Source organism: Streptacidiphilus neutrinimicus, from assembly GCF_000787815.1.
Lineage (GTDB): Bacteria > Actinomycetota > Actinomycetes > Streptomycetales > Streptomycetaceae > Streptacidiphilus > Streptacidiphilus neutrinimicus.
In genome coordinates, this window is record NZ_BBPO01000061.1 from 29343 (window position 1) to 41100 (window position 11758).

The 11758-nt window shown below is 71.1% G+C and carries 13 protein-coding genes and 1 pseudogene; 8 read left to right on the top strand and 6 right to left on the bottom strand.

What is annotated here, in order from left to right; translation table 11 throughout:
- The 3 genes from TR48_RS43725 to TR48_RS29475 all read right to left on the bottom strand — a co-directional run.
- Window positions 1-1521 (bottom strand): TrbL/VirB6 family protein (locus tag TR48_RS43725; RefSeq protein WP_161789930.1); only part of this gene is annotated, 1521 nt, incomplete at its 3' end.
- Window positions 1518-1829, bottom strand: coding sequence for a pilin (locus tag TR48_RS29470; RefSeq protein ID WP_439654506.1), 312 nt, complete (start codon window positions 1827-1829; stop codon window positions 1518-1520). The genes TR48_RS29470 and TR48_RS43725, both read right to left, overlap by 4 nt.
- Before the next feature lie 297 nt (window positions 1830-2126).
- Window positions 2127-2951, bottom strand: coding sequence for a hypothetical protein (locus tag TR48_RS29475; protein ID WP_042373008.1), 825 nt, complete (start codon window positions 2949-2951; stop codon window positions 2127-2129).
- A gap of 598 nt (window positions 2952-3549) precedes the next feature.
- Here TR48_RS29475 and TR48_RS29480 point away from each other — a divergent pair.
- Entirely contained in the window at window positions 3550-3978 is a 429-nt protein-coding gene (locus TR48_RS29480; RefSeq protein WP_042373010.1) for a hypothetical protein, read from the top strand.
- A 96-nt stretch (window positions 3979-4074) separates the two neighbouring features.
- On the opposite strand, the gene TR48_RS29485 is transcribed toward TR48_RS29480, so the two are convergent.
- Window positions 4075-4308, bottom strand: a complete 234-nt coding sequence (locus TR48_RS29485; protein ID WP_042373012.1) for a hypothetical protein — start codon at window positions 4306-4308, stop codon at window positions 4075-4077.
- Window positions 4309-4457: 149 nt separating this feature from the next.
- Window positions 4458-4736 carry a hypothetical protein gene (locus TR48_RS29490; protein WP_042373014.1) on the bottom strand — a complete coding sequence of 93 codons (279 nt, stop codon included), beginning with the start codon at window positions 4734-4736 and terminating at the stop codon, window positions 4458-4460.
- A 696-nt stretch (window positions 4737-5432) separates the two neighbouring features.
- Between TR48_RS29490 and TR48_RS29495 the strand changes: the two genes are divergently transcribed.
- From TR48_RS29495 to TR48_RS29525, 7 genes and pseudogenes are all read left to right on the top strand, one after another.
- A complete protein-coding gene (locus tag TR48_RS29495; RefSeq protein WP_042373016.1) occupies window positions 5433-6233 on the top strand; it encodes a hypothetical protein in 801 nt (266 codons plus the stop codon).
- Between the two features lie 13 nt (window positions 6234-6246).
- On the top strand, window positions 6247-7230 hold the full coding sequence (locus TR48_RS29500; protein WP_063771091.1) for a TRM11 family SAM-dependent methyltransferase: 984 nt from the start codon (window positions 6247-6249) through the stop codon (window positions 7228-7230).
- Window positions 7227-7658 (top strand): annotated as a pseudogene (locus TR48_RS46690) (DNA cytosine methyltransferase); the annotation flags it as partial. The gene TR48_RS29500 and the pseudogene TR48_RS46690, both read left to right, overlap by 4 nt.
- A gap of 498 nt (window positions 7659-8156) precedes the next feature.
- Complete coding sequence (locus TR48_RS45940; protein WP_236652386.1) at window positions 8157-8300, top strand: hypothetical protein; 144 nt, start codon at window positions 8157-8159, stop codon at window positions 8298-8300.
- Between the two features lie 157 nt (window positions 8301-8457).
- Window positions 8458-8844, top strand: coding sequence for a hypothetical protein (locus tag TR48_RS29515; protein WP_042373023.1), 387 nt, complete (start codon window positions 8458-8460; stop codon window positions 8842-8844).
- A 378-nt stretch (window positions 8845-9222) separates the two neighbouring features.
- The gene (locus TR48_RS29520) at window positions 9223-9420 is read left to right on the top strand and encodes a helix-turn-helix domain-containing protein (protein WP_042373025.1); all 198 of its coding nucleotides are present in this window, start codon (window positions 9223-9225) and stop codon (window positions 9418-9420) included.
- A gap of 152 nt (window positions 9421-9572) precedes the next feature.
- Window positions 9573-10769, top strand: coding sequence for a tyrosine-type recombinase/integrase (locus tag TR48_RS29525; protein WP_042373027.1), 1197 nt, complete (start codon window positions 9573-9575; stop codon window positions 10767-10769).
- 573 nt (window positions 10770-11342) lie between these two features.
- Here the strand turns inward: TR48_RS29525 and TR48_RS29530 are convergent.
- A partial coding sequence (locus TR48_RS29530) for an integrase core domain-containing protein (protein ID WP_152628252.1) occupies window positions 11343-11758 on the bottom strand: 416 nt, incomplete at its 5' end.

Sequence of the window (11758 nt, forward strand, 5' to 3'; positions counted from 1 at the left end):
GGCCGCCGCGGGCTGCTGCCCTGTGGTCGGGGGGCTGTTGCGCGATCCGCCGGGAGACGGTGGGCCGTTGCGGCGCGGCGTGCCCCACTGGTAGGTCGGCACACCCGGGCCGCTGGCCGCCGGCACGGGACCGCCTGCCCGCCAGCCCGGACCGGGGGCGGCACCGCGTGGGCCGGGGCGTCCCGCTCCCCCAGGCGGGCCCGCTGGGCGGGGACCGCGAGGATTCGGTCCGCCCGGCGTGCCGGGCGGACGGCGCGGCCCCCGCCCCAGCATCCCGACCAGTCCCGCTGTCCCCGCCGGGCCGAAGCGGCCGGCGATCTGCGCGCCGAGCGCGTACGGGCCCAGCGGCACCCCGAGCGCCCCCAGCGCGACCTTCTGCAGCAACTGCAGGCCGCCCCGGCCGCCGACAGTTCGCTGGACCGGGTTGGTGACCAGGTGCCGGATCCAACCGGGGATCTTGACCAGGAGGTAGAGGCAGCCCCCGAGCACGGTCAGGTTGATCAGCGCCCCGGCGGTGGGCGCGCCGAGGAAGTTGTAGTTGCCGGGGTCGAGCAGGACTTTGACGGTCACCAGGAAGACCACGGACTGCAGGACCTGGATGCCCATGATCCCGAAGAACGCCTTCCACCACAGCCGGGCCGCGCCCTCGGTCGCTGGCGACCCGTGGCAGGCCAGCAGGAGCGGCGCGGCCACGACCAGCACGAGAACGCAGGCGATGCGGACCAGGACGGTGGCCACGACCGCGACCGCGATGACCGTGACGGCGAGGGCGAACACCACGAGGTAGAGCGGGCCGGTGGTCGGATTGCCGTTCAGGAGCATCCCGGTGAGGGTTCCGGCGAGGTCGTCCGCGGTGATGCCGTCGCCGAAGACCGCCGCGCTGACCGCGTTCACCAGAGCGATCACCTGGTGGCAGACCGTCAGCGACAGGTTCGCGGCCAGCATCCCCAGCACCAGGCGCGGGATCAGGTCACGGGCACCCCACCGCTGCTGCACCGTGCCGTGGCTCATCGCCAGGATCCCGGCTGCCAGCACCGCCAGCCCGTAGAGCGAGCACGCCAGTACGCGCAGGCCTTCCCACAGTCCGGCCACCCGTGGGATCCGGGTGACGTCCGGTGTGGACAGCATCAGGTGGGCTAGGAGGTTCATGACGGGGACCACGAACGGCTGCAGCAAACCGGCGAGGAAGGACGCGATCGCGGCCTTCACCTGGCCGGGGATGTCGAAGATCCCGGTCGCGTTCGGGTCCGACGGGGTGGCCGGCTGGATGAGGCCGCCGTTCGGTGGCGGCGCGGGCCTGCCCTGGTTCCCGGCCCCGGTAGGTGCGCCGGCGGGAGCGGGCGAAGGACCGGGGGCTGGGGCGGGCAATCTCCCCGGACCGCCCCCGGGTGCGGGGCTGGGTGGTGCTCCGGCCGCCGGTTGCGGGACGCCCGGGGCGGCCACAGCGCCCGCCTGACCGCCGGCGGAGCCGAGCAGGCACAAGACGGCCAGGGCCGTGGCCTGCGCGAGGCGCTGCTTCATGCGCCGACCATCTTCTTCAGCACGGTGACGATGACCGGGGCGAGGATCGCGAGCATGTAGCCCTGGCCGGCGCTCCTCAGTGCGCCTTTGGCCTTCTCGACCTCGCCCGGATCGCCGCCGGCCATCAGGTAGCGGACCCCGCCGATGGTGAGGAACAGTGTCGCCAGTCCTGCCAGCAGGCCGACGATCCAGTGCGTGATGTTCGAGATCGTCTGGTCGATCGTCGCCACGGCGATGACCGCGCTGGCGGCACCCGCGGCACTTGAGGCGGGACTGCCCATGGTCCAGCAGCACACCGACAAGGTCACCAGCAGCAATGTCCGAGGAGGGCGTCTGGGGCGGGCGGAGCGGTGTCTGGGCATGCGGGAACCTCCACGTCGAGGCGGGCCGGGAGACGGATGGGTCCGGGTGGTGCCGCCGTGAGGGGCGGCACCACCCGGAACAGCAGGGAGAGGCGCGGAGCTGCGGCGAGCCCGGGGTGTCCGTCAGGCCTTCACCTCCCTCGAAGGGTCGTGAAGGACCAGATGCGAAGTGTCAACGTCCGCGGCGCGGACCCCGGGAGCACCACGGTCGGCAGTTGCTGCCGACTGCGTTGTCTCTCACCCTCAAGAAACGCAATTTTCGGGCCGATCCAAACGCTCGAAATTCAATTCGATGTCCTCGCTGGACAGTCGGCCGGACGCGATGGCCGCCGCGATCTTGCGCTCTGTGCGGGTGCGGAGCATGAACAGGCTCTCCCTCGAGCCGCCCAGGAGCCTGGTGACCTCGGCCATCGTCATGCCCTCGAGACGGGTCCACGCGACCGTCCGGGCCCCCCTGCGGGAGACGATTCCTTTGCGGACCGCGAAGGCGAGCAACTGCTCCGGCAGGACCCGTTCCGCCGGCGGGGCGGGAACCCGCTCCAGTTCCACCTCCGCTTCCCGCACTCGTGAAGCGCGGGTGAGTGCGGCCCTCGCCGCGCGCTCGGCCGCCCACAGCAGGCGCGCCGGGATCCGGGACGGGTCACGCCGCCAGGTCCCGTCGTGCTGCATGGCCGTGAACTGCTCCCAGAAGCCGCCGAGTACGATCATCTGGATCTCCTCGCGCTGCTCGGCGGTGATCTCGCCGAGGGCCTTCGCCCAGCGCAGGCTCACCCGAGTGAGCCCGGGAAGCGCCATCCCCACCGCGGCGAGGCGCCAGTCCTCGCCCTCGCGCCCCTTCTGGGTTGCCAGTTCCAGCAGCCTCGCCCACACCGCGCCGCGCGTCCGGTGGCCGAGCCGCGGGTGAAGCAGGAGCGCCCGCAACGCCACCACATCCACCGGCGCCTCGGGCAGGCCCTCCTCCCCCAGATCGCAGGTCTTCATCTCCAGCGGCAACGGACGCTCCACCAGCGCGCGGAACTCCCGCGCTACCTGCTCCAGCGGGAACAGCACAACTTCGGTGGCGGTCATGACGCACCCTTCGTCGAGGCCAGCAGCGACCCCGGCGGGCCGCCCTGGGCCCATCGCGCCAAAGCCGCCTCCTGCGCCCCTCCGCCCGCGCCCCACCCCACCTCCTGGACACCGCCGACGGCCCTCCACTCCACCTCCATCGCGGTCGTTCCCCGGCAACGGAGGACACCGGAGAGTCGCCACTGACCAGCCAGAACGCGGCACACAGCGGTCAGCTCACCTCTGGACGAGCCCTCTCAACATCCGCGTGGATTCCTCTTGCCGAGACGGTCCACGACAGGATCGGCCCCGGACCCCACACCGCGCGCATCTCATCGCCCCCACGATCAAGGAGCAGCCCACCGTGTTGGCACCGGCCCGCCAGACTCACGTCCGGGAAACGCTGAATCGGGAGGCCGAAGAGCCACTGGAGACCACCCGCACGACGAACGCCCCACTGCGGCCCAACTCCTGAAATGACCGGGCGGGAGCCGCTCGACTGAGCTGGCCCATTTTCGGTAGCACGAAGGGCCATCGATCCAAACTCTTTGGCACCCGGTCAAGGTCCGGTGGCACGAGACAGCGCACACTGGAACCAGACCCGGAAGGGGGCACCGCCATGCCGTTCTACCTGCGCTTCCACACGGGGCCGACCGGCTGCAGCACCCCCCGCACCGATGCCCGACGCCGCCCGGCCCCGCGTCGAAGCAACACCGGAGGGGTCGTCTTCCTGATCGCGTTCGCTGCGATCATCCTGCTGATCTATTTGATCCTCCGATGGTGGTACGTCGGGCTGCCGATACTGGCGCTACTGGCGATCCCGTTCCTGCGTGCCGCTCTTGCCAACCGCCGCGAGCGAGAGCAACAGGCTCCGGTGATCGTTCGGCCGCCCATCGAACCGCCCAGATACCTCGTCCGGGCGACCAAGGCCCACCACGGACCGTTCGAGTCGTCCGGACTTCCAGGACCGCAAGCCGAGGCTCTTGCGACGCAGCTGCGGAAGGACGGCTGGAAGCCCACGGTGCGCTTGATCAAGTACGGAAGCTGAGGGGATCCGGGCCACCAGGGCTGTCGGGAGTCGCGGATACCACGAGCTCGTCGAGCGGGGCCCCGAGAGGACCCCAGGCGTCGTCCGCGGCTCGCTTCAACCCCCGGTCAGCGCATCCTGCCGCGCCCGGCGCCGGGCCCCGGAATGCAGCGCCTCGCACGGTCGGCACACGCCGTGGACGTGGTGCAGGTCGCTGATCGGGCGGATCGTCGACGCCGGCGCGAGCGGACTGCCGCACAGACTGCGGGACCCTCCCACCGGGACGACGTGCCAGGCGATGACCGCGCGGAACTCGTACTCGGCCTTCAGCTCGTACACCATCACGCTCACCTGCCACGCTGGGTTCCTTCGACCATCCGCCGCGTGTTCAGGCGACCACATGGGCCGAACGGCCCCATTGGCCGGCCGAGAGTCCTCCCGCCCATGCGAGACCCCCACCGCCCGTCCCGGGTAGCGAGGCCGGCGTGCTCGTCCGCGGTCTACTCGACGACATCGTCAATGCCGCGATCCAGAGTCCACGCGGCGGTAGCGTCCGGGAGTTGGTCCAGGCCAGGGACCCCCTCCCAGACTTGGACCTCCAGCCCGCCCGGCTGCTGCTGCCCGTTGTTCTCCATAGCGCCGACCTGCTGAGCCAGCCGCCATTCGGCGTACTCCTGGGCCGTACCCGGGTAGTCGGCGGGCGGCCCCGTCGGGATCAGCACTCTGGAGGTCTGGTCGTCGCTGTCGGTCCGGATCAGGCACCAGGCGTACTGGGTCATGGTCGCCTCCGTCGTCAAGCTCTACCCGTGGGCCCTCAACTCCCAGGAGACGTCAGCACAAGCCATCACGCAGCCTGGAACGCGAGGGGTCGAGCCACGGGCTCGAGGGGCGCATCCCCGCGGCCCCTGGCCACTGCGACGCCCTCCAAGATGATCACCGGTGCGGCCGCCTGTTCGTCCACCCGTAGATGGGCAGGGTGCGCAGATATTCTCCGCCCGGCGGTGCCCTGTGCCCCGGCTGCCGGGCTGGGTGGCCAGCCGCACGCCCGGCCGGCCCGCCACGCCGCCGCCGCGGCGGACAGGTCCTTCACCTCTGGCGTACCTCCGCTCGACCTCCGTTCCGTCTCCGCTTTTGCTAGGTGCGGGCACCGGAGGTTGAGCGGAGGTACGCAGCTGACCAGCGGGAACGGGTACCGTGCGGCCTCATGCCTTTCTGTCTCCGGAGCCGACGCGGTCGGCGACGGCCGCCCTGGTGATCCCCTGAAACGCTCCCACCCATGACAGCGGCCGCTCTCGGCATGCCTGGCACTGGTGGCCTGCGCCGATCGGCGACCCCACTCAGGCCAGGCAACCGCCTCGACCGGGGGTCGCAAACGATTTCTGGTACCGAATTTCTGACCATGCGTTTGGATCGGGCCGAAAAATGCGTTTCTTGGGGTGTCAACGTCTCCGTGGCGCCCGTCGGGCCGACGGTCCATGAACGACCACCGCACACCCGCCCCCACCGATGACCTCTCCCCCGCCCCGCGAGGCCGGCGCCGGCGCGACACCCCCCACCTTGAAGGGCTGCCTTCCGTCCCCCTCTCGGTCTGGCTGACCGAACCGCTGACCGGCTGCTGCCCGCTGTGCACCGACCCGGTCGGCACGGCCTGCGCCCGCCGACTGCCCCTCGCCCTGGTCCGGCAGATCACCGAGACCTACAGCGAACCGGGCGACGTGGTGTGGATCCCCGACGCCGGCAACGGCACCCTCCTCGTCGCCCCCGTCACCTGCGGCCGCAAGGTCATCGGCTACGCCCGCACCACCGACCACGCCCGCGCCACGTCCACGATGCTGAAGGAGCAGCCCACCGAAGTCGCCTCCCTCGCCGTGCTCCGGCACGTCCCGCCCACCGGGCTGCCCGGTCAGAGCGAACGCCTCGCCTCCCGCGCCGCGCTCGCGATCCTGGCCCCGCACTACCCGGCCACCGCCGCCGAGCTCGCACCAGTACTGGACGCCACCGTGCGCGTCCTGCGCCCCGGCGGAGTCGCGGTGGTGGTCACCCGTCAGCAGCCAGGCCAGGACCGGCCCGGCCTGCTCACCGCGTTCGCCCAGGCTGCAGGGCTGACCTACCTCCAGCACATCGCTGCCGTCGAGGCCGCCGCCGCCAACGGGAAACTCCGCCCCCGCACCGAACCCGCCGCCCCGCACGGCCCCGACTGCGCCTGCACCTCCCCCGCCGCCCGCGCCGGCCGACACCAGGTCGCCCACCACGACCTGCTCGTCTTCACCAAGTAGCGAGGAGCCCACCGTGACCACCACCGCCCGCCAGGCTGACTCCCCCGGTGCCCCGCTCGACACGGCCCGGGCCGCGCTCGCCGACGCGCCGTGCTCGGTGTGGGTGACCGCCCAGGCCAGCCCCGCTGCCCAGCGCAAGGGCCGCTACCTGCCCGGCTCCACCGCCCACCCCGGCAAGATGCTCCCCGCCATCGCCCGCCACGCCATCACCGCCTACACCCGGCCCGGCGACACCGTCCTGGACCCGATGTGCGGCATCGGCACCACCCTGGTCGAGGCCGCCCACCTCGGCCGCCACGCCATCGGCATCGAACTCGAACACCGCTGGGCCACCTTCGCCCGCCACAACGTCACGCACGCCCACCGCGACGGCGCGGAAGGCGCCGCGACCGTCTACCGCGGCGACGCCCGCGACGCCGACCGCATCGTCAACCCCGAACTGCACGGCAGCGTGAACCTGCTCCTGACCTCACCCCCGTACGGCGCCTCCCTGCACGGGCAGGTCCGCTCCACCCGCGAGACCGGCCAGGACGGCATCGTGAAGTTCCACGACACCTACGGCACCTCACTGGGCAACCTCGCCCACGCCCCCACCGACGAACTGCTGGACTCGTTCACGCAGATCCTGCGCTCCTGCCGGCCCCTGCTCGCGGACGGCGCCACCGTCGCGGTCACCGCCCGCCCCTGGCGCGAGCACGGGGAACTGGTCGACCTCCCCGCAGCGGTAGTCGCCGCCGGGCAGGCGGCCGGCCTCGTCCTGGTCGAACGGTGCGTCGCCCTGCTCGCCGCGGTCCGCGACGGACACCTGCAGGCCCGCCCCTCCTTCTTCCAGCTCCGCAACGTCCGCGCCGCCCGCGCGGCCGGCATCCCCATGTCCCTGATCGTCCACGAGGACCTCCTGTGCCTCCAGGCCCCCACCACCCGTCCCGGCCCCCAGCCCACCGAGACCGGAGCGAACCCCCTGTGGTCCCGCGGACCGATGACGAGCGCCGTATGACCGAACCCGTTCCCCTGCTGGGATCACTGTGCAGCGGCATCGGCGGACTCGACCTGGCCGTAGAACACGCCTACGGCACCCGGCTCGCCTGGACCAGCGACCCCGACCCCGCCGCGGCCGCCGTGCTGGCCGCCCGCCTGCATACACCGAATCTCGGCGACATCACCCAGGTCGACTGGACGCGGGTGCCACGCGTCCACGTCGTCACCTGCGGCGCCCCCTGCCAGCCGTTCAGCGTCGCCGGCAAACGGAAAGGGACCGATGACCCGCGCTACCTGTGGCCCCACGTCACCGAAGCCCTTCGCCACCTGGTGCCCGATCTGTTCGTCATGGAACAGGTCCCCGGCTACATCACCCTCGGCCTCCAGCACGCGCTCGACGACCTGGCCGCGCTGGGCTTCGACGACATCCGATGGGGTGTTGTGGCAGCTTCCGACGCCGGCTGCTGCCACCAGCGCAAACGCCTGTTCCTCGCTGCTGCCCACCCCCAGGGCCTCCGCCGGGGAGCAGCGGCAGACCCGCCGCTCCCCCTCCCAGCACGCCGGGCGCCGCGGGAAGTCGCTGGCGGCGGAGGTCGGCGAGATCGCCGCTGCACCCACCAGCAGGCGGCCGCGCCTGCTGCCCACCCGCACGGCCTGCGACGGCAGCAAGGGATCCCCTGGCCGCCGCTACTCCAACGGCCCCGCGCTGTCGTCGCTGGCCGCCGGCATCAAGCTGCTGCCCACCCCGCGCGCGAGCGACACCGGCACACCGGGCCGACGGGCGACACAAGGGTTCCGGCCGCCGCTGTCCCAGGTCGTGCTCCCCATCGCGGCCACGGACCCGACTGGCGCGAATACACCGGCGCCGTCCGCCGCTGGGAAGCCGTCCTCGGACGCCCCGCACCCCACCCCGCCGACGAACACCGAAGGCTGAGACCCGAATTCGTGGAATGGCTCCAGGCCTTCCCCGACGGCTACACCGACCTCCCGGGACTCACCCGCGCCACCCGGCTCCGCCTCCTCGGCGGCTCCGTCAACCCGATCCAGGGCGCCCTCGCGCTCCGCCTCCTGCACCACCTCAGCCTCTGAACCAACAGGTGGTGGCGGCCGTCCCCGGCCGCCACCACCCCGCGCTGCGGTCGATCACGCGTACCGGGGCCGTCCCCCGTCCGTGTGGAGGCCAACTACCGACCATCCACGACCGCGTTGGACACATCGCACATCGCAAAAGGAAGGAGAAGCAACCATGCCCCGAAACCGACACGGCGCCGCCCTCACCGTCGTCCTCGCCGCCGCGCTGCTGACCACCGCCGCGCCCGCGCTCGCCACCCAATGGATCTCCCTCGACGCCGCTTCCGGCGACAGCTCCGTCGAGGGCCACGCAGAGATCGCTGTCACACGCGACCACGACGGATACCGCATCACCGGCACCGTCGAAGCGTTCCGCGGCTGCGTCGAACTCAAAGCCGTCAACATGCATTTGGGCGACTACCTGGGCGGCGACAGCATCAAGAAGACCTGCAAGGCCAACACCAAGATCCCGGTCAACGCCTGGACCCGCCACGACAGCGTCGTCCTCACCGCCCTCATCGGCCTGAACTGGGACAGCCGCATCGTGACCCTCCACGGCTGACCACCACACCCAGATGGAGAGCAGGCGCGCCCCACCCCGACCGACGGGGCGCGCCTGAAGCCGACTCACCCCGCCGCAACGGAGGACCCCCTGTCCGACACCGCACCGACGCACCCGCCCGACCTCGGCACACTCCTGGGGACCACCACCCAGCCGGGCGCCGGGCGCCGCCGCACCCGAACCGCCCGCCCCCAACCCGCAGCCACCCAGCACGAACCAGCGACCCCCAAGACCGAACCGCAGCCGGCAGTCGGCCCGGAACCCCGGACAACGGCCAGGGATCGGCACTGCGAGCGCCAACCCCGCGGCGCCGCAACGGAACAGCAGGCGGACGGCCTCGATAAGACCGAGCCCGGCGATCACGCGCCACCGCCCGCCATGCCCGTCCCAGGGCAGCTGCTCTACACCAGCGACCAAGCCGGCGTGCTGCTCCAGATGTCCGCCGGCTGGCTGCGCCGCCAAGCCGCCCAGGGACTCGTCGGCCACGTCCTGATCGCCCGCAAGGTCCGCTTCACCCGAACCGACCTCGAAGAGATCATCGCCCGGCACCATCGCCCCGCGAAGTGGCGAACCTGACCGTGCCACCGTCCCGTGGCACGGACGAACTCCACGATCCCGCTTCCCCTTACCAGCCAGCCAGAGCGTTGATGGACGCCGACGCCACCACGTAGCGGTGCCGCCCATGAGCGACGCCCGGCGGCAAGGGTTCGATATGGAAGGAGTGACTTATGGCCTGGGTCGAAAAGCACGGCCGGACCTGGCGGGTGCGGTACTGGAGGGAAGACGGCCCGGCTGGCTCGGTGCCTGGCTTCCAAAGCGAGCCGGAGGCCCGCGAGCACGCGGCGACGCTCCAAGACCACCGCACCCCACAACCCACCGCACCCGCTGTCCGAGCTGACGCCCCTCTGACCCCCGCGTTCATCGCCCCCGCCGAGGAAGAGCCCGCAGGGGTCGGCTTCGCCGACTGGCTGGAGACGTGGTGGGACACCATCGACGTCGGCGACAACACCCTTGCGTCGTACAGATCCCTGACGAAGAACCATCTCCTGCCCCGCTGGGGCAGCATCCCATTGACCGGGATCACCCCGTCCCAGGTCCAGGTCTGGGTCAAGGAACTGCACACCACCCACCGGCCCAGCACCGTCAGCGCGATCCGCAAGCTCCTCGCACTGATCCTGGCCGACGCCGTCGAAGAAGGGCTGCTCACCACCAACCCCGTCCGCAAGCGCAACCGAGGCCGCACACGCTCCCACGACCCCGCTCAGGAGAAGATCTGGGCGGACGAACACGAAGTCCGCGCGATCGCCTCCCGCGTCCTCCAACTCGCCAGCCCCAACCAGGCCCTCCTGGTCATCACCGCCGCGTACACCGGCATGCGCTGGGGCGAACTCGCAGGCCTCCGACGAGAGAACTGCCACCTGTCCGGCGGCCAGCCTCGGCTCGTCATCCATCCCCAATCGGGAGCGCTCCACGAGATCAACGGCCACCTCACCTACGGCCCACCCAAGACGCCAGCCAGCGCCCGGACGATCACCCTCCCCGCCTTCCTCGCCGAGCTCCTCGCGAACGAGCTCAATCGCCACCGTCACGCCCACGTCTTCACCAGCATCGACGGCAAGCACCTACGGCGCTCCTGCTTCGGACGGCGCACATGGGCACCCGCCGTGAACGGCACCAACCTCAGCGACGGCACCGTGTGGAAACCCCTCAAGCCGGGCCTGACCTTTCACGGCCTTCGCCACTCCCACAAGACCTGGATGATCGAGGACGGCCTCCCCGACGTCGTCCAAGCACGACGCCTGGGACACCGCATGGGCCGAGACATCGACGACATCTACAGCCACGTCGCCAGCGCCCTCAACGACAAGCTGCTCTCGGCGCTCACAGCACGCTGGAACCGATCTGTCTCGGCAACGGCGGCCTAGCCGCAACATCCGAAGGCCGACTGCGTGAAGGGTGAGCTGGCTTGGCCACTTCACCCTTCACGCTCAACCTGCAGGCCCCCTCCACTCACGCCTGCCGGAAACGACCGGGCCGCGGAGACAGAACCCGGCGCACAGGGCAGCTCGCTTGCCGCCTGGCAGGCAACAGGCCGCCTCGAATCCAGTGGCCGGAAAGCCGTTACCCCTGGCGAGTCCTGCCTGGTGGGCTCATGTGGTGCGGCTGGCCTTGTGGTCGTCGCCAGCGACGCGATGCACAAGCAGCAGCAACATCGGACGGCTGGCAGTACCGCCTCCGGTAACACGATCCGTCAACGCCGCCACGGTGTCCCGGATCGGCCCGGGCCTGCTGTCGTGGTCCTGGTAATCCGCGATCCGCTGGAGGGGTGGGGGCCGTGGTGCACAGAGCTCCTCGGTACGATCGACGAGATGGCCGCCCCGGAGCCCGTCCGACACCCGACGCAAGGCGCGGGGAGTTGGCCCACAGAGTCAGCTTCGACGGGCCGCAGCAGGACTTCTGAGGTTGCTTCGCTTTGACGGACACCGTTGGGGTGGTGGTCAGGCAGCGAGTGCGGTCTCGTATTCGGCCGGACTGCGGTAGCCGAGGCTGCTGTGGATCCTGCGCAAGTTGTACCAGCTCTCGGTCCACTCGAAGATCGCTCTGCGGGCCGCTGCACGACTGGGCCAGGACCGGCCTTCGATCAGCTCCCTTTTCAAGGTGGCGAAGAACGACTCGGCGAGGGCGTTGTCCCAGCACTGGCCGGTGCGACCCACCGACAACTGGACATCGAACTCGGCAGCGAGGAAAGCGAATTCACGGCTCGTGTATTGGCAGCCGCGATCGGAGTGGAAGATCACCGGACCGCGCGGGCGGCGGGTCGTGCACGCGGCGCAGAGCGTCGGCGACCAGTTCGGTCCGCAGATGGTCGGCAGTGGCCCAGCCGACGACGCGGCGCGAGGCGATGTCGATGACG

Excerpts from the sequence above, each read along its gene's own strand:
- TR48_RS29475 (WP_042373008.1), bottom strand. The coding sequence starts at position 2,951 with ATGACCGCCACCGAAGTTGTGCTGTTCCCGCTGGAGCAGGTAGCGCGG.
- TR48_RS29480 (WP_042373010.1), top strand. The coding sequence starts at position 3,550 with ATGCCGTTCTACCTGCGCTTCCACACGGGGCCGACCGGCTGCAGCACC.
- TR48_RS29490 (WP_042373014.1), bottom strand. The coding sequence starts at position 4,736 with ATGACCCAGTACGCCTGGTGCCTGATCCGGACCGACAGCGACGACCAG.
- TR48_RS29495 (WP_042373016.1), top strand. The coding sequence starts at position 5,433 with ATGAACGACCACCGCACACCCGCCCCCACCGATGACCTCTCCCCCGCC.
- TR48_RS29515 (WP_042373023.1), top strand. The coding sequence starts at position 8,458 with ATGCCCCGAAACCGACACGGCGCCGCCCTCACCGTCGTCCTCGCCGCC.
- TR48_RS29520 (WP_042373025.1), top strand. The coding sequence starts at position 9,223 with ATGCCCGTCCCAGGGCAGCTGCTCTACACCAGCGACCAAGCCGGCGTG.
- TR48_RS29525 (WP_042373027.1), top strand. The coding sequence starts at position 9,573 with ATGGCCTGGGTCGAAAAGCACGGCCGGACCTGGCGGGTGCGGTACTGG.